Raw genomic sequence first — 22,236 nt, 5'->3', positions numbered from 1 at the left:
GCGGTTCTGACCAGCCTGGGAGGCGGGGCGTTCTCATCGCGCCCCGCCTTCCCTGGTCATTTGCAGCACGTAGCAGTTCACGGGGCCGGCCCATGGCCGCGAAAGCAGAATTCTAGGTAGTAATGACAACACTGATAGAGGCGCCGCCAAGCGACGCCGACGGACTCCTTCCGTCCAAGAAAAAATCCTCGGGTGGGGGTTTGGGGACCTACCTCCTGATCCGGTTCTTCCTGATCATTCCGACCGTTATCATTCTCGTGACTATGGTCTTCTTCCTTATGCGGGTCATTGGCGACCCCATCACGGCCGCCCAGGGCGGCCGGCTCCCGCCCGAGGTGCTGGCACAGCGCATCCACGAGGCCGGCTACGACCGGCCGATCCTCGTGCAGTACTTTGAATACGTTGGCCAGTTGGCGACCGGGAACTTCGGCACCACCATCACCGACCGGCGACCCGTCGTCCAAATGGTCATGACCTTTGGTGTGGCAACGCTGGAACTGGCCATCAATGCCCTCATCGTGGCGCTGTTGGTCGGCATCCCGCTCGGGCTCATCTCCGCCTACAAGCGCGACAAGGCACCCGACGCCGTCCTGCGGTTCTTTGCTATTCTCTGCTACGCCACGCCGGTGTTCTTCGCGGGTCTGCTGATGAAGCTGACGTTCTCGGTCTGGCTCGGCTGGCTTCCCGTCGCAGGCCGGGCCTCCACCAGGACCGAACTGGCCATGGGAAGCCTGGCCGCACCGACCGGGATCTACTGGCTCGATGCGCTGCGCAGCGGGAACATGGCAGCATTCAGCGACGTCGTGGCCCATTCGATCCTGCCCGCACTAACCCTGGGGCTGCTGACGGCCGGGGTGTTTCTCCGGCTGGTCCGGACCAACGTCATCGGCACCCTGGGCAAGGACTATGTCGAGGCCGGAAGGTCCCGAGGCGTCAGCAATTTCCGGCTTGTGACCAAGCACGCCTATAAGCCTGCCCTGATTCCGATCATCACCGTCATGGGACTCCAGATTGCCCTCCTACTGGGCGGAGCCGTCCTCACGGAGTCCACGTTTGAGTGGAAGGGCCTCGGCTACCAGTTGGTGCAATACCTGAACGCCCGCGACTTCGTCGCCGTCCAGGGCATTGTTGTGCTGCTGGCGGTCATTGTTGCCGTCACGAACTTCATCGTGGACGTAGCCGCAGCTCTGATCGACCCGCGAGTGAGGTACTAGCCATGAATGCAACCACAGTAAGCGGACGCAAGCAGCCCCTCATCTACCGGCTGCCGGTGATCTCGCATTTCCGGACGAGCGTCGGGCTGCAGCGCGGCATGCTCGTCACCGGCCTCGTGCTGACCGTTATCTTCCTGCTGACGGCAGTGTTGGCGCCGGTGATCGCTCCGTACGGCTTCGCTCAAATCAGCGATGCGTCCGGCACATTCCCGGCCCAAGAGCCCCCCAGCGCAGCCCATATCTGGGGCACCACCGTGAGTGGGTACGACGTCTTTTCCCGCGTGATTTGGGGTGCCCAGGCGGCCGCGTTGGTCATCATCGTCGCCGTGGCCATGTCGATATTCCTCGGTGTAGCCCTGGGTCTCGTCAGTGGCTACTTCGGCGGCTGGCTTGACCGGGTGCTGGTGGTGATCGCCGATGCGATCTACGCTTTCCCGTCGCTTCTCCTGGCCATCGTGGTGTCAATCGTCATCAGCCACGGCCAGTCCAGTTTCTGGGGAGGAATTGTTTCCTGCTCCATCGCCATCTCGGTGGTGTTCGTCCCGCAATACTTCCGGGTGATCCGTGCCGAGACCATCCGGCTGAAGGCCGAGCCCTATGTCGAATCAGCCAAGGTGGTGGGCGCTTCTAGCGTCCGCATCATGGGCCGACACATCTTCAAGAACGCAACCCGCACGCTGCCGCTGATTTTCACGCTGAACGCCTCCGAGGCGATCCTGACCCTGGCGGCCCTGGGGTTCCTGGGGTTCGGCATCGAACCGTCCTCCGCCGCGGAGTGGGGCTTCGACCTCAGCAAGGCCATCAACGACGCATCATCCGGCATCTGGTGGACGGGTATCTTCCCCGGTACGGCCATCGTCCTGACCGTGCTTGGGCTGACCCTCGTTGGTGAGAGCATCAACGACCTCAACGATCCACGGCTCAGGGGCCGCAGGAAGTCCGGCGGCAAGACGCCCGCCGGAGGCCCGGACTCCACCGCCGGCGCGCAGGCCGCCCTTGAAGCAGAATCGAGAGTGCTATGACCACGAACATCGACCGGCCCGGCCCCGTTCTGGACATCGAGAACCTCAAGGTCACGTTCGCGACCGATGCCGGCGATGTCTACGCCGTCAAGGACGTCAGCCTCGAAGTCAATCCCGGCGAGGTTGTCGCCATCGTTGGCGAATCCGGATCCGGCAAGACCGTGACGGCCAAGACCATCCTGGGCCTGCTGCCGGAAACGGCAACCAGCCAGGGCGCGGTCCTGATCAACGGCAACAACGTCATCAGCGTCAGCGCGGCCAAACTGCGGCAGATCCGCGGCCGCGACGTCGCCATGGTCTTCCAGGAACCGTCCACGGCACTCAACCCCGTCTACACCGTCGGCTGGCAGATCGCCGAGGGCATTCGGGCGCATGCGGACACCGGCAGCGGCAAGAAGATCTCGGCCAAGGAAGCCAAGGCGCGGGCCATCGAAGCCCTCCGGAAAGTGGGTATCCCGGACCCGGATACCCGGGTCAACTACTACCCGCACCAGTTCTCGGGCGGCCAGAAACAGCGCGTCGTCATTGCCGCCGCGCTGGCCCTGAACCCGGGTCTGATCGTGGCCGACGAGCCGACCACCGCCCTGGACGTCACTGTCCAGGCGGAAATCCTGGAGCTGCTGCGCGACCTGCGGGACAAATTCGGTACCTCCATCGTGCTGATCACGCACAACATGGGCGTTGTCGCCGACCTCGCCGACCGAGTGGTGGTCATGTACCAGGGCGACGTCGTGGAGGAAGCTCCCGCACGGGTCCTGTTCGCCCAGCCCCGGGAGGAGTACACGAAGAAACTTCTCGCCGCCGTCCCGCACCTGGGCCGCAACTCCGCGTCCGAAGGTATGACGGAGCGCGCCCATCAGGGCGGGAAAGTGCTGGTCGAGGCCAAGAACCTGACCATTGAGTATCCGGGAAGGCTGGGCACTCCGGCCTTCAAGGCGGTCGACGGTGTAAGTTTCACGGTGTCCGAAGGCGAAGTCTTCGGACTCGTGGGGGAGTCTGGTTCCGGCAAGACCACCATCGGCCGGGCCATCGCCGGCCTCAACCGGACCACGGGCGGCAGCCTCAAGGTACTGGGCTACGAAATGCTGAACTTCAAGGAGCGCACCTTCAAGCCGCTCCGGAAGGAGATCGGCTTCGTGTTCCAGGACCCGGCTGCATCCTTCAACCCGCAGCTGACCATCGGCGACTGCGTCGCCGAACCGCTCATCATCCACGGCAACCCGACCCCGGCGGAGGCGCGCAAGCGCGTTGGCGAGCTGCTCGAGTCAGTGCAGCTGCCGGCGTCGTACGCCGACAGGTTCCCGCACGAGCTCTCCGGCGGCCAGCGGCAGCGCGCCTCCCTGGCGCGGGCGCTCATCCTGAACCCGAAGCTGCTCATCGCTGATGAGCCGACGTCGGCGCTGGATGTGTCCGTGCAGGCCGTGGTGCTGGAGCTCTTCAAGGAAATCCAGCGCGAGTTCGGGTTCGCGGCGCTGTTCATCAGCCACGACCTCGCCGTGGTGGACATCCTCTCGCCCTGGGTCGGGGTGCTTTACAAGGGCAAAATGGTCGAACAGGGGCTCGGGAACCAGGTGATGGGCAACCCGCAGCACGCCTACACCAAGAAGCTGATTGCCTCCCTGCCGGTCCCGGATCCGGACGAGCAGGCCCGGCGCCGCGAGGCCTTCCGCGACGTGCTCCACGGCTAGCCTTGTTTGGGCGCACACGTAAGGACATGCCCACCGTTCAGCTGGAACGGTGGGCATGTCCTTTGGCATGCCGGACTGCACCGGGCTACACCGGAGTGGGTCGGTGCGGCGTCCTGCAGGCGGCGCTTAACAGCAGAACTGATTAGGGCGGGTGCCCCTAGACTGGGTCAATGACCGAGCAGAACCATACTCTTCCCGATGCCGATTCCTTTGACCCGGGGGCCAGCTCGCTGGCAGGTCAGGTGGATCCCGCGGTGATGGCGGAGCTGTTGTCGATCCGCTCCAGCATCGACAACATCGATGCCACCCTCGTCTACCTTCTCGCCGAGCGCTTCAAAGCCACCCAGAAGGTCGGATTCCTGAAGGCTACCCACAAGCTTCCCGCCGGGGACCCCGGCCGTGAGACTGCCCAGATCGCAAGACTACGGCGGCTCGCCGCCGAGGCCCACCTGGACCCCGCCTTTGCCGAGAAGTTCCTGAACTTCATCATTGGCGAGGTCATCCGGCACCACGAAGCCATCGCCGAGGGCCACGAGGCGGCCCTGGCCGCCGACACCCAGGCTGCAGATTCCGCGCGTGCCCGGGACGCCGGCAAAGTCCCCGGCGCCGCCGGCCCGGCCGTCTCCGCCACCGCTTAGTCGTGGCCACCCAACAGAGAGCAGAGCCGGACCAGGTCACCGCCACGGCACTGGGCACCTGGCCGGGCGAGGACCCGGTTGAGGCCGCCCGCATCATCCGCGGAGAGCTCGGCAGCCCGCACCTGCCGTTCCTCGCCGAACTGCCGGACCGCGGGGTCGGCTCCGACGCACTCGGCCGGACAGCGTCCCTGCTGGTTGACCTCTCCGTGGACGTGCAGCCCTACGGCTGGCGGATCGTGGACCGCCCCGGCCAGGACCTGAAGCGGGCGCGTTCGGCACTGTCCACCGACGTCAATATCCTCGCCGACGTGATCGGCGCCGAGGACACTCCGGCGCAGGACATCAAGGTCCAGCTCTGCGGGCCGCTCAGCCTCGCCGCAGGACTGCACCTGCACAACGGGGAGCGCGCCCTGATCGACTACGGCGCCCGGCGGGACCTTGCGGCCTCCCTGGCGGCAGGGGTCGGCGGCTACCTCAGCCGGGTGGCTGTTGCGGCCCCCGGTGCCCGCATTGTGGTCCAGATCGACGAGCCGGACATCGCCTCGGTGCTGGCCGGGACCATCTCCACCTCAAGCGGATATCGGACCCTGCGCTCGGTGCCCGGCCAGGAGGCAACGGAGGCCTGGCAGCTTGTCATCGAAGCACTGCGGGCGGCCGGCGCCGTCGAGGTCGTCATCGCCGTCCCGGAAGTCGAGGCGCCCTTCGACCGGATAATGGCCGCCGGGGCGGACGGCATCGCCGTGCCCCTGCGCGCCCTCACGTCCCGCCAGTGGGAACAGTTGGCCGGCGCCGTCGAGGCGGGCAAACGGCTGTGGGCCGGGGCGCTGGACGTCTCCAACCCCGCAGCAGCGCTGCCCCGCGTCGCCGACGTCGTAGAAACCGTCTGGCGGCCATGGCGGCAACTGGGCCTGACCGCCCCGACTCTCGGCGGGCTGCGGGTCACGCCCTCGGGCGGGCTGGCCGGATATTCGCCGTCCTCCGCGACGGCCGTCCTGACGCGGCTGACCCAGGTGGCGGACGGACTCAACCAGCTCGCGCTCGGCTAGCGCCGCTCGGCGCCACTGCCACGTGCCGCCGTCAGCTGCGGGCTTCCCAGCGGTCCGGTCTGGCGCGGTCCGGAAGGAACCCCGGGGCCGCCACGCGACCGGGGTACGGTTCCAGCCGATAGTCGAAGTAGCCGGCATAGACCAGGATCAGACCGATTTGCGGCTGGATCACCTTGACCTGGATCCGGTGCTTTCCGGCGGCACCCTCCTCGGGCGCCCACCACTGTTCGGCGTATGCATTGGCGTCGACGGCGGCCGGCAGGGATAGCCGCAGCGGTCCGAGGAAAAGCCTCGACGCCTCCGAGACCCCGCGCAGCCGGCCGTTGGCGGTGACGCTGAGATTGAGGTCCGTGACGAGCCGGCGGTACCGCCCGACGTAGTCCAGCAGGCCGTGCCGGCCGCCGGAATCATCGAAGCTTGTCGTGTCGTGGAACAACCGGGTGGTGCCCGGGAAGAAGATTTCGCGCCGGGCGGTGAGGCTGGAACGGCCGAACGGGTCGAGATGGGCGTGGTTTTCGATCCGGAACCGGATGCCCTCGCCGTATTCCGGAAAGAAGGCCTGTTCGCCCGTTGCGAGACGCAGCGGGGGGCGGAGCCAGTTCTGCCGGCAGCCGACCACCTCAAAGACTCCTTCCCCGACGCCGTAATGGCCGGAGCCGGGAGTCAGGGAGAAGTACTCCTGCAGCTCCGGCTGCAGCCGGGCAAAGTCAGAGCCGAGGGCAAGCTGGTAGATCGGGGTGCGCACAGAATCCTCCTGGGTTGCTGGAGTGTTGACGGGTTCCTGTCCACAGCATGCGGGACGGAGGCCGCTTTGTCACAGTGGACCGGCCGTGCGCCGCCCGTCCGCAGGCTGAGTTGTCGGGCGGCCCGGGGTGCCGCCGCGCCATGCCGGGGCACCGCAGAAAACGACAAAGCCACTGCAATAAGGGAATATATACATATGAAGGCACGGATTTTGGTAGTGGACGATGACGAGGCGCTTGCCGAGATGATCGGTATTGTGTTGCGCAATGACGGGTTTGAACCCGTTTTCTGCGCTGACGGCGGACAGGCGCTGGACATCTTCCGTTCCGCCAAGCCGGACCTCGTGCTGCTTGACCTCATGCTTCCGGGCATCGATGGCATTGAAGTCTGCCGCCAGATCCGCGCCGAGTCCGATGTCCCGATCGTGATGCTCACCGCCAAGGCAGACACCTCGGACGTGGTCCGCGGCCTCGAGTCCGGAGCCGATGACTATGTTCCGAAGCCCTTCAAACCGGCCGAACTCGTCGCCCGCGTCCGCGCCCGGCTCCGGCCCGGGGACCAGAAGGCCCCGGAAACGCTGCGCATTGCCGACGTCACGATTGACGTTGCGGGCCACCTCGTCAGCCGGGGGACCGAGCGTATCTCGCTGACGCCGCTCGAATTTGATCTGCTGGTCGCACTGGCGCGAAAACCATGGCAGGTCTTTACCCGGGAACTTCTGCTGGAACAGGTCTGGGGCTACCGGCACGCCGCGGATACGCGGCTGGTCAACGTCCACGTCCAGCGGCTGAGGTCAAAGATTGAACGTGACCCGGAGGCTCCCGAAGTCGTCTTGACGGTCCGTGGTGTCGGCTATAAAGCAGGTTCCTGAGCCGTCGGACGGCCACCCCGGAGCCGGTCCGGTGAGCGCCCCGCCGGACCGGGGCGCCCCGGAGAATGCCGCCCGGACCTCAGTTGACCTTCACCCGCCGGGGATGACGGCGCCCAAACCCGGCGCGGCCGGACCCGTTACGGCTGTCCCGCCCGCCGAGCCCGCCGCCGCCGTCGAATCCGGCACGGTCGAACCCGCCGCCGTCGAACCCGTTGCTGCCCCTCCCGCCCGGCACCCGGGGAGTCCCGCCGCCGCCTGGCGGGCCATGCTCTTCCGCAGCCGGATCTGGGTCAAACGCGCCCGGATCGTGGGAATGCGGGTGGCAACGCTGGTTGCCACCGGCGCTTCCCGCCTGCTCCCGGGAATCCGTTACCTGCTCCGTTCCCTGCACCGGAAATGGCGGCGGTCGCTGCAGTTCCGGACCGTGCTGACCACCCTGATGCTCGCCATCACGTCCTTTGCTGTCGTCGGCGCTTACCTGTCGAACCAGATCGCGAACAACCTCTTTCAGGAACGGCTCGTCCAGGCCGAATCGGAGACGCGCTATAACGTCAAACAGGTACAGGACACGTTTGACGGCGCGCAGGTCACCGACCAGTCCAGCGTCATCACGCTTGTCTACGACACCCTGAATGCCGTCGAGGGCCGCGGCGATGTGATCCAGCGGCGCTACGTCTTCGAAGCGATGCCGGAACAAACCAAACCGCGCAACCGCTGGGTCGAATCACGGGCGTCCGACCAGCTCACGATCAGCGTGATCCCGACCGAACTGCGCACAGCGGTGCAGAACTCAGGCAAGGAGCAGTTCTGGGCCTCCACGGAGTTCCCGGTGGGCACCGAAGACCGGCCAGGGATTGCCGTTGGCAACAAGGTCACTTTCAACGGCACGGTCTACGAGATGTACCTGATCTATGACCTCAATACGGCGCAAAAAACCCTCGACGAAATACAGAACGTGCTGCTGGCCGGCGGCGCGGTGCTGGCGCTGCTGATCGGTGCCGTGGCCTGGTACGTCACCCGGAACGTCGTCAGCCCGGTCAGCCACGCGGCGCTCGTCTCCGAGAAACTCGCGGCCGGACAACTGCAGGAACGCATGGTAGTCAAAGGCGAGGACGAGGTGGCCCGGCTCGGCGCTTCCTTCAACCACATGGCCGCCAGCCTCCAGGAGCAGATCACCCAGCTCGCCACCCTGTCCCAAATGCAGCAACGGTTCGTCTCCGACGTCTCCCACGAACTCCGCACCCCGCTCACCACCGTGCGGATGGCGGCCGAAGTACTCTACGACGCCCGCCATGACTTCGACCCCATCAACAAGCGTTCCGCGGAGCTGCTCTACAACCAGGTGGAACGCTTTCAGTCACTGCTGGCCGACCTGCTGGAGATCTCCCGCTTCGACGCCGGCGTGGCAACGCTCGACGCCGAACCAGGAGACATTGTGCAGCTCGTGTCGCACGTGATGGAAGGCGTGGCCCCGGTCGCCGCGGAGTACGGCTCAAAGGTCACCCTCAACGCACCCGTCGAAAGCATCATCGTGGACATGGACGACCGCCGGATCGACCGAATTCTGCGCAACCTCGTCCTGAACGCTCTCGAACACGGCGAGGGCCGCCCGGTGAACATCTCCGTGGCCGCCAACGACACTGCCGTGGCCGTCGCCGTACGGGACCACGGCATCGGCATGACCCCCGGTGAAGCGGCACGCGTGTTTGACCGGTTCTGGCGCGCCGATCCGGCCCGGGCGCGGACGACCGGCGGCAGCGGCCTGGGTCTGTCCATCGCCGCCGAGGATACGAAACTCCATAACGGCTGGCTCCAGGCGTGGGGACGAAAAGGCGGCGGCGCCAACTTCCGCCTCACCCTTCCGCTGCGCCAGGGCGAGACCGTCACGAAATCCCCGCTCCAGCTGGAGCCGGTCGACGTCGGGCTTCAGGGCGCGGTTGGCCAACGGACCATGCTGCTGGTGGACCCCTCCCCGGCAGCCCGCGCCGACAACGGGAAGCAGTCACCCGGCCGTGTGCCGGGCGGTGCCGGCACGGCCGAAACGGGAACCACAGAGCCCGGCTCAACGGCTCCCGGAACGACGGCACCCGGAACGAAGGAGGGGTCATGAGCGGAGCCTCGCGAAAGGCCGGCGGCGCGGTGGCCGCGCTGCTGGCAGTGCTGCTGATCCTGATCACGTCCTGCGCCCAGATCCCGCGCTCGGGCCCGGTCGGAAAAAGCACCGACGAGAGCGCCGGAAACCCCAAGAATGCGCCCGTGTTCTTCCCGTCCGCGCCGCGCGAGGGGGCCGGTCCGGACGCCGTGATCGAGGACTTCTACCTTGCGGGCAGCGGCTACGAGGACGACTATGCGGTGGCACGCCAGTATCTGACCCAGGCATCGTCCGTGACCTGGAAGCCGGACCAGCGTGTGCTCGTCTTCCGCGCTGCGCGTGTAGTGCCGACCGGCGTCGAAAACGTCTTCAACTACGAACTGGACGTGGCCTACACCGTAGATGCGGATGGGGTGGCGACCCGGCTGCCGGAGGGCAGCAAGGAGAACATTCCCGCCACGCTGACCCAGGTGGACGGGCAATGGCGGATAGCGGAACTCCCCGACGGCACGGCGATCCCCGAAGAAACGTTCAAGGTCATCTACGGTGCCTACCCGATCTATTTCTATAACCCCACCTTCACCTACGCGGTACCCGATGTCCGGTGGTTCATCAAGAAAAAGACCGTCAAGGCCATGACCAGCGCCCTCCTCGGTGGTCCGGCCCCGTACCTCAAGGGCGCCGTCGTCAGCGCTTTCCCCGCTGGCATCAAACTGGCCCGGGAATCGGTGCCGGTTGTCTCCGGTGCCGCCCAGGTGGACCTTACCGCCAAAGACCTCGTGGAGGCCTCCAACGAGGACCGGCTGCGGATGCAGACCCAGCTTGCCCTCACTTTCCGCAGCCAGCCCGGCGTCGTCAACGTCGAGCTGCGCGCCAACCAGGACCTTGTGCGGGTGGAGGACAACGGGTCGGTCCTCCCGCCGATCCGAGACCTGAATGTGCCGGCCCACCAGATCGCCGTGAGCGATAACGATCTGGTCCGGTATGAGAACAACCGGATCTCGCCGCTTCCCGACATCCAGCCGGTCGCGGCCCTGGCGCCACGGGCCCCGGCGGAGTCGCCCGTCTCGCAGGCCGCGGCCTTCCTCAACGCCGACCGCGGAACGTTGTATTCGGTCGTGCCCGGCCAACCCGCCAGGGCGCTGACCACGCGGGCCACCCTTACCCGGCCCTCCTTCGACCGCTACGACTGGGTCTGGACGGCCGGGCCCGGGGCCAACGGCGGCACGGAAATGATCGCCCACCGGCCGGTCGGCGTCGCGGAGGGCGGCACCATCCCCGCAGTGACGATGGCGCCGGCGTGGCTCGCCGGACGGTCCGTCCGGGAGTTCCGGGTCTCACGCGAGGGGACCCGCGCCCTCGTTCTTTCGGAACAGAACGGCAAGACCAAAGTCCAGGTGACGGGCATTGTCCGGGGAGCCGACGGAACGCCCAAGGACCTCACCGTGCCGATCACTCTGCTGGCGTCGAACGATCCGGATCACGGCGTCTGGGTGGACGACACCACCGTCGCGGTGATGCAGGGCTCCCCGAGTGGCGCCGTCACTCCCGAGTTGCTGTCCCTCACTTCTTCCGAGCCCCAGCAGCTGGCGCCGTGGCCGGGGCTGACTGCACTCAGTGCGGGAAACGGCGGCGAGGAAATATACGGCCAGTCTGCGGAAGGGATCTTCCTGCGGATCGGCAACGGCTGGTCCCCGCAGCTCAAGGGTCCGGTCGATCCGTCCTATCCGGGATAGGGACGGATCGAACAAGGCCAGGGACGCGTCGATCCGTGTTGTCCGGTGGCGACCGGTCGATCCGTCCCATCCGGGCTGGCGACCGGTCGATCCGTCTTACCCGGGCCTGCAGCCTCCGGGGCGGATCCGGCACGGACCTGTGACCAGCATCGGACCGGCTCCTGAGCTGAGCCGCGCAACGCTTTTCCACATACCCCCGAGAGGCGTCGCGTTACCTCCGTTGGAGCCGCAGCCTTGGGTTATGGGAACACGCAGGCAACTTCGCGACCAGGACCGTATTCCCCGCGCCGGGACCTGGGCCAGCGAGGGGGCCGTTGCACGGGCTGGCCCCGGCGCCGGCGCGAGCCGGACCCCGCGGGCGGGTCACGCCGGACGGCGAAGCCAGCGGACAGCTGACCCAGACCTTGCTCCAGCGGCACCGGATTCGGTGAAGCACCGCGGTGACTACCGCCGGCCGTTGGCGCGGTTGGCGGACCGGGCCGCGGCTGCCGCGGCCGAAGTGGTGGCACTCGCCGTGCCGGTGGACTGCGTCTGTTGCGGGGCGGAAGACCGGGCGCTCTGCAGCGGCTGCGAACGCCAGGTCCGGCAGCTGATGAGCAAGCCGTTCAGGGCCGAGACGCAGGCCCCGGCACTGATGGACGTGAACGGCGCCGTGCTCCTTCCGGTCGTGGCGGCCGGCGCATACCGTGCGGAGCTGGCGCAGGCTGTGTTGTCTTTCAAGAAGCACGGCCAGGGTCAGCTCGCGGAGGTGTTGTCCAAGGGCCTTGCCGGTGCCATCCGGGCAGCGGCCGGGGACGCCCCCAGGCTGCTGCTCGTGCCGGTGCCGACCAGCAGCGGTGCCTACCGGAAGCGGGGCTTCAGCCCGATCCACATGCTGCTCGGCAGGCTCGACCGCCCCCGGGCGACGGGAGCCGGCCCGCGCTCAGGCTTCGCCACCGTCCATGCCCTCCGGAAGAAGGGCCTGCGGGGCAGCGCCCGGCGGTCCGGCCAGACCGCCGCTGGCTTCGCCGGGCTGCAGGGAATATCCGGCGGACAAAAGGGGCTGGGACGCGGAGGCCGCGCGCAACGCGTCCGGGGATCCATACGGGTCCGCCGGGGGCTGTTCGCCCCCGCAGTGAACGGCCGGAACTGCCTCATCATTGATGACGTGCTCACGACGGGGGCCACGCTGGCCGAGGCTTCCCGTGCACTGGGTGCAGCCGGAGCGCTGGTGACGGGCGCCGTCGTCGTGGCCGCAACACGCCCGCCGGGCACTCTCGACTACGGGCAATCGGACCGCGGATTGGCGGGGCGGCGGCCCGTGAACGAAAAAAATAAACCAAGAAAGGATGAATAAGGGGTGGCTATGAACTAACGTCGGAGATGGGTACCAAGAATAGATGTACCTGTCGATAGCGGCTCGGAAAGGGGCTCGACTGTCAGTCAGATCAGCCCCGGGAAGTGCCGCCGTCGTGTCACCGAAGTCATTTGGAGGGCACCATGGAGTTCATGATCAGCGGACGCAATTTGACGGTTTCAGACCGGTTCCGCGAGTACGCCGACGAGAAGATCTCGAAGATCGCGTCGCTGGGGGACAAGGTCCAGAGGGTGGACGCAAAGGTATCCAAGGAGACCAAGGCCCGGCAGACCGACGAGATGCTCACGGTTGAGCTCACAGTCCTGGGAAGGGGCCCCGTAATTCGCGCCGAGGCCAGCGCCGCAGACAAGTTCGCCGCGTTTGATCTCGCCTACAACAAGCTTCTTGAGCGACTGCGCCGGGCGAAGGACCGCAAGAAGGTCCACCACGGCAGGCACACCCCAAAGTCCGTCACCGAGGCGACGGCAACCCTTGAGCCCGCCAGCACCAGCGAGCCGATTTACGAAGAGGCCAACCACTGGCTCGAGCCCAAAGAAGCTCCCGCCGAGAAATCGCCGTACGAGGTCGAAAACGACATTCCGGCCGGAGACTCGCCCGTGCTCATCCGCCGGAAGGTCTTTCCCGCCGCATCCCTCACGCTCGACGACGCCGTCGACAACATGGAGCTCGTGGGTCACGACTTCTACCTCTTCGTGGACAAGGAGACCAAGGCGCCCTCTGTCGTGTACCGCCGCGACGGATGGACATACGGGGTCATCTCCCTCGACCAGACCTGCGAACCAGGTAAGGCTCCGGTCGAAGAGAAGATCCTCGCCTACCGCTCCGAGGATGAGCCTGCCAGCGCCTAAGCTAGTGCTGACCATCCACCGAAGGGACTGACGTGCACGAAGGGCTGAGCCTTCAGCAGGCCCGGCGAATCGCATTGGCAGCCCAGGGATTGGACAAGGTACGGCCCGCCGGACCCGTGAGCGCACGGACGGTGGGCCGTACCTTTGCCCGCCTGCAGCTGGTCCAGATCGACTCCGTCAATGTTTTGACCCGGAGCCACTACCTGCCCTTCTTTTCCCGTCTGGGGAACTACGACCGCGCCATCCTGCAGCGGATGGCGGAAAGCCGCCCCCGCCGAATGATGGAGTACTGGGCCCACGAGGCCAGCTTCATCCGTCCAGAGCATTTCCATGACCTCGTCCCCTGGCAGAACAGGAAATGGGTCGGGGCGCACTCCATGGACGCCGAGCTACGCAGCGACGTCGCCTCCCGGGTGCTTGAGGCGCTCGCGGCCGGCCGTCCGATGACCGCCGCCGAACTCACCGCACGCCTGGGTCACATCGAGGACCGGCAGCAGGACAACTGGGGCTGGAACTGGAACGCCGTGAAGCGGGTCCTGGAACACCTCTTCGAAGCCGGCCTCATTTCGGCCGCGTCCCGGACCGATTCCTTTGAACGCCGCTACACTCTCACCGCAAAGGTGCTGCCCGTAAGGCCGCCGGCAGGTAGGGGTGCCGGGGACACCGGTCCCGACCCGGCTGCTGCGCTGGAGCGGCTGATCGAAGCCGCCGCCCGCGCCCACGGGATCGGCACCGTGCGGTGCTTTGCTGATTACTTCCGGACGCCCCTGCGCGCGTCCGCCATCGCCGTGGACCAGCTCGTCGAAACGGGCAGGCTTCAGCCGGTCACGGTGGCCGGCTGGAACAAGCCCGTCTACCGGCACACCGAGGCAAGACTCCCGCGCACCGCCACTGGCCGCGCCCTGCTGAGCCCCTTTGACTCACTGGTCTTTGAGCGCCAGCGCCTGGAATCCCTGTTCGGATTCCACTACCGCCTCGAGATCTACACACCCGAGCCGAAGCGCCGCTTCGGCTATTACGTGCTGCCGTTCCTGCTGCGCGACGGCATCGTTGCCCGGGTCGACCTCAAAGCCGACCGGGCCAACGGCCTGCTGCTTGCCAGGGCCGCCCATGCTGAACCCGACGCTCCCGCCGACACCGCCGTCGAACTCGCCGCGGAACTGCAGCTCATGGCAGAGTGGTTGGAGCTGGACCAGGTTATTGTCTCCCCGAAAGGGGACCTGGCGCCGGCACTCGCGGACGCCATGTCCGGGGCGGTAAATGGTGTATCCGCTCAGAGGGAACAGGCGTAACCGGCCCTGCGTCTCTCCCGTAGACTGAACACGCCAGAATTCGGCAGCTTGAGACTGGGAGCAACTTCACGTGGCATCACTTATCGAAAAACTACTCCGTACGGGTGACAAAAAAACCCTGAGGCAACTGCGGAACTATGCCGATTCCATTAATGCCCTTGAAAGCTCCTTCCAGACCTTCACCGACGCTGAACTGCGCGAAGAGACCGACCGTCTCCGCGCACGCCACCTTGACGGGGAGAAGCTCGACGACCTCCTCCCGGAGGCGTTTGCCGCTGTCCGCGAAGCGTCCTCCCGCACGCTCGGCATGCGCCACTTCGACGTCCAGCTGATGGGCGGCGCCGCCCTGCATCTGGGCAACATCGCCGAAATGAAGACCGGTGAAGGCAAGACCCTCGTTGCCACCGCCCCGGCCTACCTCAACGCCCTCGCCGGCAACGGTGTGCACGTCATTACCGTGAACGACTACCTGGCCGAATACCAGTCGGACCTCATGGGTCGTGTGTACCGGTTCCTCGGCCTGAGCAGCGGCTGCATCCTGTCCAACCAGGACCCCACGCTGCGTCGCGAGCAGTACGCCGCGGACATCACCTACGGCACCAACAACGAATTCGGCTTCGACTACCTGCGCGACAACATGGCGTGGGACAAATCCGAACTGGTCCAGCGCGGCCACCATTTCGCCATCGTAGATGAAGTGGACTCCATCCTCATCGATGAGGCACGTACGCCGCTCATCATTTCCGGCCCGGCGCAGGGCGACACCAACCGCTGGTACAGCGAGTTCGCCAAGGTCGTCACCCGGCTCAAGCCCGACGAGGACTACGAGGTCGACGAAAAGAAGCGAACCGTGGGCGTGCTGGAGACCGGCATCGAAAAGGTCGAGGACTACCTCGGCATCCACAATCTCTACGAGTCCGCCAACACGCCGCTGATCGGCTTCCTCAACAACGCCATCAAGGCCAAGGAACTCTTCAAACGCGACAAGGACTACGTCATCCTCAACGGCGAGGTCCTGATCGTCGACGAGCACACCGGCCGCATCCTTGCGGGCCGTCGCTACAACGAAGGCATGCACCAGGCGATCGAGGCCAAGGAAGGCGTCGAGATCAAGGCCGAGAACCAGACGCTCGCCACGGTCACGCTGCAGAACTACTTCCGCATGTACGACAAGCTTGCGGGCATGACCGGTACCGCCGAGACCGAAGCCGCCGAGTTCATGAGCACCTACAAGCTCGGCGTCGTTGCCATCCCCACCAACCGGGACATGACGAGGATTGACCAGGCTGACCTTGTGTACAAGAACGAGGCTGTCAAGTTCGACGCCGTCGTCAAGGACATCGCCGAACGCCACGCCGATGGCCAGCCCGTCCTGGTCGGCACGACCAGCGTCGAGAAAAGCGAATACCTCTCGGGGCTGCTCGCCAAGGAAGGCGTCCGGCATGAGGTCCTCAATGCCAAGAACCACGCCCGGGAAGCTGCGATTGTCGCCCAGGCCGGGCGCAAGGGCGCCGTGACCGTGGCGACCAACATGGCAGGCCGCGGTACCGACATTATGCTGGGCGGCAACGCCGAGTTCACGGCCGTCGCCGAACTCGCCAAGCGCGGGCTGGATCCGGAAGAAAACTCCGCCGAGTACGAAGCGGCCTGGCCCGAAGCCTTCGAGGCAGCCAAGCAGTCCGTCAAGGACGAGCACGAGGAGGTCCTCAAGCTGGGCGGCCTGTACGTTCTTGGTACCGAACGGCACGAGTCCCGCCGCATCGACAACCAGCTGCGCGGCCGCTCGGGCCGCCAGGGCGACCCGGGCGAGTCCCGGTTCTACCTCTCGCTCACCGACGACCTGATGCGCCTGTTTAACTCGGGCGCTGCTGAACGGCTGATGAACAGCTCGGTGCCGGACGATGTTGCCCTCGAATCCAAGCTCGTCTCACGCGCCATCGCCTCGGCCCAGGGCCAGGTGGAGGGCCGTAATGCCGAACAGCGGAAGAACGTCCTCAAGTACGACGACGTCCTGAACCGCCAGCGCGAGGCCATCTACGGAGACCGCCGCCGCATTCTCGAAGGCGGCGACCTCCACGAGAAGGTCCAGTACTTCCTCGAGGACACGATCAATGCCTTCATCGACGCGGCCACCGCCGAGGGCACCGGCGACGACTGGGACTTTAACCTCCTGTGGTCAAACCTCAAGACCCTCTACCCGGTGAGCGTCACCCCGCGCGACCTCATCGACGAGGCCGGCGGAAAATCCCGGATTACCGTGGACTTCCTCAGGGAAGAGATCCTCTCCGACGCACGTCTGGTCTACCAGGCCCGCGAAGAGACCATCGGTCATGAGAGCATGCGGGAACTTGAGCGCCGGGTTGTCCTGTCGGTGATCGGCCGTAAATGGCAGGAACACCTCTACGAGATGGACTACCTGAAGGAAGGCATCGGCCTGCGCGCGATGGCCCAGCGCGATCCCCTGGTGGAGTACCAGCGTGAAGGGTTCATCATGTTCCAGGCCATGATGGAGGCCATCCGGGAGGAAAGCGTCGGCTTCCTGTTCAACCTTGAGGTCGAGGTGACCCCCGCCGAGGACGTGGTCGTCGCGGACGCCGCCGGCCAGCACACCGAACATCACGAGCCGCAGATCCGGGCCGCCGGCCTGGAGGCGCCTGAAAAGCCGGCCCAGCTTCAGTACACGGCCCCCGGTGAAGACGGTTCCGCCCAGACCCGCGTGGAAGCCAAAGTCTCCGGCCGTTCCGGCAACCCGGCCAAGGCCGCGGCGCAGGACAGCACGCGCCGGGCGAACAAGAAGAAACGCCGCTAGCGGATCGGCTGACAGCACGGCTGCCGCCGGGCGTTATGGGGCAGTGACGGCACCTGGCCTTAACGGACACTGACGAAAGAGGACCGGAACATGTTCCGGTCCTCTTTCCATGCTGCAGACTCCTCCTTCCCTCGTTCCCGTCGATGGGCCCCCCAACGCGACTTCCTGGATCGGCTTCGTCGGATGTCAACCGATTTCCAGCACGGTGACCCGCCACGCGAGCCGGCTGCGCTCCAGCCGCAAGGCGACCGCGCGAACGCGCAACTCCTCGACCACCACAGCGCTTGCCTCATAGACATCCGCGGACACCCGGCAAGCCCGGACAGACCGGACGGAGGCGTTTCGGTGCAGCCGTCCCGCAGTCGGTGCCGCCCCGCACGGCACCCGCCGGGTCAGGGCAGCCCGGTGCTGCAGTGCCGAGAGGCAGCGCTCGTCGAGCCGCCGGGCCAGCTGCTGCGCCGGCCGGGTGCCGGCCAGCACCTCGATGGCCGCCTGAACCGTGCTGCGCGAAATTGCGCAGATCTCTCGTTCTTCCTGCGCCAGCCCGGGCAGCGGTGCCACCGGAACCGGAGGAGCCCCGCTGTGACCTGGCCGTGGCGCACCTCCCGGGAGCAGACGCAGTGGCGCAGCGGGGGAGACGGGGGCTTCGGCGGCGGCGCGGGGGTTGGTCCTGGCGCTCATGGTGCTTCCTTTGCTTTTGGTTTTGCTGATCAGTAATTCCGCAGAGCTGTTGCTGGTGCATCCCCGGGGAGTTGTCGCTCTCTGCGGCGGGGCGTCTTGGGACTCGGGTCTTCAATTTCACGGTGTGGGCGGAAGCCTGAGCAGCTGACCGGGCCGCAACAGGTGTGGGTTGGCTCCGATGACGTCCCGGTTGGCCTGGTAGAGCCGGGGCCAGTCCCTCGCGATGTCGACGTCGGAGGCATAAGGTCCCACCCGGGCCGCGGACAGGCTCCACAGCGAATCCCCGGGGAGCACAGTCACGACCGCTGCCTGGCCAGCGGGTTCCGGGTGTCGCAGCGGGCGCCCCGCCAGCGGGCCGGGTTCGACCACCGGGCTGAGTGGCCGCCACTGCGGATTCACGACGGCCAGCGAGCCCGGCGTTGGCGCCGCGGCCGGGGTTGGGGCCGGCGAGCCGTGCGTTGGCGCCGGCGCCGGGGTTGGCGTCAGCGTTGGTCCCTCGGCGGACGGCGGGGCAGCGTCGGCCGTGGCCGGTTCCGGAGTCCACGCGGCGGATGCCGCGGGTGTGGCCGAGGCCGTTCCCGGGACAGGCGGCTGGGTGGAAGCCGTTGCCAGCGGAGCGGTGAGCAGTTGAAGTCCGACCGCCGCCATGACCAGGCGGCGCATAAAGCCGGGGATGAACTTTCCGGCAGCCGAGGCCGCGCGGACCTTGCCGCCGCGTTGGAGGAGTGCCGCCGCCAGGGCGATGACAAAGGACATGGCCCACCAGACGATCACGATCAGACCGGTTGTGTTCGCCACAATGCCGAGCTGGTCTTCGAACCCCAGAGATTGCTGCCGTGCCGAGGACGCCTGCCAGCGCCGGACTATGCTGCCACCGGTTCCCGCAAGGAATACCCCCAGCAGCAGGATGGCTGCGGCCATTGCCGCGTCCCCAGGAAGCAGGGGTGCCCTGCGGCGGGGTACTGCAGCGTTATCCATCATCTCCGCCTCTCTGTTTGACAGCCGACTGCTTTGAGTCATTGGTGTCGTTTGGAGTATTTTGATGTTGTTTGATGCAATTTAGTTCAGTTTGAGCTCGTAAGCAGTCTTTTGTCCAGACCCAGTTCTTTGGGCCGCGCATTGACCGCCAAAGATCGCGCGCCTACGCTGTCGCCATGCGGTGGGATGCCCTCTTCGACGATCTCGAGACACAAGTGGCCGCCAGCGAGCGTCTGGATCTCGACGCGGAAGTCTCCGAACGGACGCGTGCGGAGGCGGCAGCGGTGGAACTGGCGGATCGCCTGCGCGGCTCGCTGGGGCGACTGATTGTGGTGCAGCTTGCGTCCGGATCGACGTTCGAAGGGACCCTGAGCCATGCGGGAAGCCAGGCGCTTGTGCTGGATGAGCCCAGGCACCAGGTGCTGGTTCCTTATGCCTCGGCGGTCCGCTACCGCGGGCTCTCCCGGCTGGCCGTGTCGGAGCCGTCCAGAGTCAGGCAACGACTTGGCCTCGCGAACGCCCTGCGCGGGCTTGCGCGGGACCGGGCCGCGCTGGTCGTCCTGATTTCCGGCGGCTCAGCGGGAGAGTTGATGCTCCACGGCGTGATTGACAGGGTGGGGCGCGATCACCTGGACCTGGCGGTCACCGGGGAAGGCGAGGAGCGTCGGGCAGCCAATGTCCGTGAGCTGGCGTCAATTCCGTTCACCGCGCTGGCCGGAATCAGGTCGGCCCGGACGACGGGCACCTAAGCGGACGGGCGCCTAAGCGAACGGGGACGTCGGCGAAGGGTCTTCGGGACGGGCCTGCGGGGCCGGGGCTCCGCGGCACGGCCGTGGTTGATCAGCAGACGCACGGAAGCCGGCACGCCCGTCTCAGCGGGTCTTGGACTTTGCCTCTTCGATCATCCGGCTGGCTTCCGCATACCGTTCCTCGATGTATTGCTCGAGCATTTTCTCTTCGACACGCCACTGGCCGCGTCCGCCGACCTGAATGGCCTTGAGCTCGCCGCTGCGAACCAGCGCGTAGGCAGCCGGGGCGTTGATCTGGAGCTGCTCTGCGACGTCGGCGAGGGTGAGGAATCGGGGCATGACTCCATTTTGCCACCGAAGACTCCGACTGGGGCCGTTATCCACAGTTTGAACATCTTTGTTCCCGCGTCTTCCGGTCCGGACGGGAAGAAGCAACAATGATCTTGCCCGGCCTGATCCGGGGCTGCGACTACAGGGGGAGCGGGCGCATGGGTGTGACCACGGTGGGCGGCGGGGCGCGGCTGAAGAAACCGTCGTGGAAGGATCCCCGGCTCCTCGTGGGCCTTCTGCTGGTTCTGGCCTCGGTGGCGGGCGTTACCTCCTTGGTCGGGGCGGCAGACCAGACCGCCGAGGCCTACACGGCTCGGGAAGCCATCGCGGTGGGCGAAACGCTGTCGGCGGACAAACTGAACCGCGTTAAGGTCCGCCTCGGCGACGTCGAACCGCGCTATCTCACCCCCGCAGCAGGGGTGGCCGATGGGCTTGTTGCCGTCCAGCGGATCGGCAAGGACCAGCTGGTGCCGCGAGAGAGTCTGGCACAGGCCGACGGCCTGGACCGGAAGCCGGTTGCGGTGACGATCGAGGAGTCTCTGCCGGCCCAGGCAGTTGCTGGCTCCCGGGTCGATGTCTGGGTGGCGTTGCCTGATGCCCGGAACGGGTTCAGCCAGCCGACGCTGCTGTTGCCGGGGGCGGAAATCGCCCAGATCACTGCGGGCAGCACCGCCCTGGGGTCCGCCCGGTCCACCGTCGTGATGGTGCTGGTGACAGACGGGCAGATGCCAAACCTGCTTGGCGCACAGGCCAACAAGGCGAAGATTTCCGTGGTCTGGAACCCGGGTGGTGCGGGCCAATGAGCATCCCGGTCGTCACGGTCGGGGACTCGCGGGAAGACCTGGTGGGCAGGCTCGAACGGCTCCACGGGCCGGTGTCCGTTGTCCGGAGGTGCACCGAGCTGGCGGAACTGCTGGCTGCCTGCCAGGGCGGTCTGGCGCGGGCGGCAGTCGTGGCGGAGGGAAGCGGGGAGCTGACGGCGTCGCTCGTTGACCGGCTGTCCGCCGTCGGCGTCGCCGTCCTGGCCCTGACTGACAGTCCGGAGGAAATGGCCCGGCTGGAGGGAATCGGCGTCGCTGCCGAACTGACCGGGGTGGACGCCGCCGCGCTGGCCCACCGCATCTCGGGCGCCGTTGCCCAGCTGGCCGCAGCTGAGCCGTGGCTCCGGCAGGGAGACGTCAGCGGCCACGCTGCGGCCGGTCCGGCGCGGGCTCCGACCGGCGGCCGGGCCGCTGCGGGGACGGAACGATCCGGCACGGGTCAGATCCTTGCGGTCTGGGGACCCGCCGGCTCGCCAGGCCGGACCATGCTGGCGGCCAACATGGCGGCGGAACTCGCAGCGGAGGGACAGTCGGTACTGCTCGTGGATGCCGACAGCTATGGTGCCAGTGTCGCAGCCATGCTGGGACTGCTGGACGAATCGGCCGGGCTGGCGCAGGCCTGCCGGCTGGCGGACCAGGGCCTCCTTGACTCCGAGGCGCTGCTCAGGATTGCTGTTCCTGTAGTCACCAGAGCGGGAACCTTGCGGGTACTGACTGGCATCACCCGCGCGGACCGTTGGACCGAACTCCGCGCCGCCGCGCTGTCCCTGGTCCTGTCCCGGGCCAGGCATGATTTCGACGTGACCGTCATTGATACAGGTTTCTGCCTTGAAAGTGACGAAGAGCTGAGCTTCGACACGATGGCGCCGCGCCGCAATGCCGCAACGCTGAGGAGCCTTGAACTGGCGGACACCGTGTTTGCCGTCGGGGCGGCGGACTCAATCGGGGTCCCCAGGCTGGTCCGCGGCCTGGCGGAGCTGGAATTAGCTGTCCCGAACGCGTCCCCGCGGGTGGTGCTCAACAAAGTCCGGCAGTCCGCCGTGGGACGCTCGCCCGAGCGACAACTCCGCGAAGCGTGGGAGCGGTTCGGCCCCGCCGTCCCGCTGGGGGCGTTCCTGCCGGCCGATCCGGTCGCCGCTGACGCGGCACTGCTCTCGGGGTCCCTCCTGTTGGAGGCCGCGCCCGACTCACCCCTGCGGCAGAGGATCGCAGCCCTGGTTTGTGCACCTGTCCAGCGGAACGGCCGATCCTCTGTATTTTCTTCCACAGCGAAGCGTTTATTTAAGGGCTAGGCTCGCCTTGAGGGCCGCAACGAAGCGG

General features: G+C 66.6%; 19 protein-coding genes. 15 read left to right on the top strand and 4 right to left on the bottom strand.

What is annotated here, in order from left to right; genetic code table 11:
- Positions 1-122: 122 nt before the first annotated feature.
- The 5 genes from AC50YM_RS03230 (at position 123) to AC50YM_RS03210 (ending at position 5,608) form a co-directional block, all read left to right on the top strand.
- Positions 123-1,214 carry an ABC transporter permease gene (locus tag AC50YM_RS03230; RefSeq protein ID WP_494892232.1) on the top strand — a complete coding sequence of 364 codons (1,092 nt, stop codon included), beginning with the start codon at positions 123-125 and terminating at the stop codon, positions 1,212-1,214.
- 2 nt (positions 1,215-1,216) lie between these two features.
- On the top strand, positions 1,217-2,236 hold the full coding sequence (locus tag AC50YM_RS03225; protein WP_494892230.1) for an ABC transporter permease: 1,020 nt from the start codon (positions 1,217-1,219) through the stop codon (positions 2,234-2,236).
- The gene (locus AC50YM_RS03220) at positions 2,233-3,924 is read left to right on the top strand and encodes an ABC transporter ATP-binding protein (RefSeq protein ID WP_494892228.1); all 1,692 of its coding nucleotides are present in this window, start codon (positions 2,233-2,235) and stop codon (positions 3,922-3,924) included. Before AC50YM_RS03225 ends, AC50YM_RS03220 begins: the two co-directional genes overlap by 4 nt.
- 170 nt (positions 3,925-4,094) lie before the next feature.
- Complete coding sequence (locus AC50YM_RS03215) at positions 4,095-4,562, top strand: chorismate mutase (RefSeq protein WP_494955563.1); 468 nt, start codon at positions 4,095-4,097, stop codon at positions 4,560-4,562.
- 2 nt (positions 4,563-4,564) lie between these two features.
- On the top strand, positions 4,565-5,608 hold the full coding sequence (locus AC50YM_RS03210; protein ID WP_494955562.1) for a uroporphyrinogen decarboxylase/cobalamine-independent methonine synthase family protein: 1,044 nt from the start codon (positions 4,565-4,567) through the stop codon (positions 5,606-5,608).
- Between the two features lie 31 nt (positions 5,609-5,639).
- Here the strand turns inward: AC50YM_RS03210 and AC50YM_RS03205 are convergent, their stop codons facing one another.
- Positions 5,640-6,353 (bottom strand): DUF4166 domain-containing protein, encoded by a 714-nt coding sequence (locus tag AC50YM_RS03205; RefSeq protein WP_494955561.1) that lies wholly within the window; start codon positions 6,351-6,353, stop codon positions 5,640-5,642.
- A gap of 195 nt (positions 6,354-6,548) precedes the next feature.
- On the opposite strand from AC50YM_RS03205, the gene mtrA reads away from it, so the two are divergent.
- From mtrA to secA, 7 genes are all read left to right on the top strand, one after another.
- Entirely contained in the window at positions 6,549-7,223 is a 675-nt protein-coding gene (gene mtrA, locus AC50YM_RS03200) for an MtrAB system response regulator MtrA (RefSeq protein WP_494892220.1), read from the top strand.
- A gap of 265 nt (positions 7,224-7,488) precedes the next feature.
- A complete protein-coding gene (mtrB, locus tag AC50YM_RS03195; protein WP_494955634.1) occupies positions 7,489-9,333 on the top strand; it encodes an MtrAB system histidine kinase MtrB in 1,845 nt (614 codons plus the stop codon).
- Positions 9,330-11,051: an LpqB family beta-propeller domain-containing protein gene (locus tag AC50YM_RS03190; protein ID WP_494955560.1), complete on the top strand. Its 1,722-nt coding sequence runs from the start codon at positions 9,330-9,332 to the stop codon at positions 11,049-11,051. Before mtrB ends, AC50YM_RS03190 begins: the two co-directional genes overlap by 4 nt.
- Positions 11,052-11,478: 427 nt before the next feature.
- Complete coding sequence (locus AC50YM_RS03185; protein ID WP_494955559.1) at positions 11,479-12,387, top strand: ComF family protein; 909 nt, start codon at positions 11,479-11,481, stop codon at positions 12,385-12,387.
- A gap of 143 nt (positions 12,388-12,530) precedes the next feature.
- Positions 12,531-13,256, top strand: a complete 726-nt coding sequence (hpf, locus tag AC50YM_RS03180) for a ribosome hibernation-promoting factor, HPF/YfiA family (protein ID WP_494955558.1) — start codon at positions 12,531-12,533, stop codon at positions 13,254-13,256.
- Positions 13,257-13,288: 32 nt separating this feature from the next.
- Positions 13,289-14,548: a winged helix-turn-helix domain-containing protein gene (locus AC50YM_RS03175; protein WP_494955557.1), complete on the top strand. Its 1,260-nt coding sequence runs from the start codon at positions 13,289-13,291 to the stop codon at positions 14,546-14,548.
- Between the two features lie 70 nt (positions 14,549-14,618).
- On the top strand, positions 14,619-17,357 hold the full coding sequence (secA, locus tag AC50YM_RS03170) for a preprotein translocase subunit SecA (protein ID WP_494955556.1): 2,739 nt from the start codon (positions 14,619-14,621) through the stop codon (positions 17,355-17,357).
- Positions 17,358-17,543: 186 nt separating this feature from the next.
- Here secA and AC50YM_RS03165 read toward each other — a convergent pair whose 3' ends face one another.
- Together AC50YM_RS03165 and AC50YM_RS03160 are read right to left on the bottom strand one after the other, a co-directional pair.
- On the bottom strand, positions 17,544-18,038 hold the full coding sequence (locus AC50YM_RS03165; RefSeq protein ID WP_494955555.1) for an Rv3235 family protein: 495 nt from the start codon (positions 18,036-18,038) through the stop codon (positions 17,544-17,546).
- Positions 18,039-18,155: 117 nt separating this feature from the next.
- On the bottom strand, positions 18,156-18,959 hold the full coding sequence (locus tag AC50YM_RS03160) for a LysM peptidoglycan-binding domain-containing protein (RefSeq protein ID WP_494955554.1): 804 nt from the start codon (positions 18,957-18,959) through the stop codon (positions 18,156-18,158).
- Between the two features lie 233 nt (positions 18,960-19,192).
- On the opposite strand from AC50YM_RS03160, the gene AC50YM_RS03155 reads away from it, so the two are divergent.
- Complete coding sequence (locus tag AC50YM_RS03155; protein WP_494955553.1) at positions 19,193-19,765, top strand: hypothetical protein; 573 nt, start codon at positions 19,193-19,195, stop codon at positions 19,763-19,765.
- A 123-nt stretch (positions 19,766-19,888) separates the two neighbouring features.
- On the opposite strand, the gene AC50YM_RS03150 is transcribed toward AC50YM_RS03155, so the two are convergent.
- On the bottom strand, positions 19,889-20,104 hold the full coding sequence (locus AC50YM_RS03150; RefSeq protein ID WP_056425852.1) for a helix-turn-helix domain-containing protein: 216 nt from the start codon (positions 20,102-20,104) through the stop codon (positions 19,889-19,891).
- A gap of 149 nt (positions 20,105-20,253) precedes the next feature.
- Here AC50YM_RS03150 and AC50YM_RS03145 point away from each other — a divergent pair, with 149 nt between their 5' ends.
- Positions 20,254-20,898 (top strand): hypothetical protein, encoded by a 645-nt coding sequence (locus tag AC50YM_RS03145; protein ID WP_494955552.1) that lies wholly within the window; start codon positions 20,254-20,256, stop codon positions 20,896-20,898.
- Complete coding sequence (locus AC50YM_RS03140) at positions 20,895-22,208, top strand: CpaE/TadZ family protein (protein WP_494955551.1); 1,314 nt, start codon at positions 20,895-20,897, stop codon at positions 22,206-22,208. Before AC50YM_RS03145 ends, AC50YM_RS03140 begins: the two co-directional genes overlap by 4 nt.
- The last annotated feature ends 28 nt before the right edge of the window (positions 22,209-22,236 follow it).

It is taken from the genome of Pseudarthrobacter sp. RHLT1-30-1 (assembly GCF_059383415.1).
Note: the sequence above shows the minus strand (reverse complement) of the source record. Positions and strands in the feature narration are given on the sequence as shown.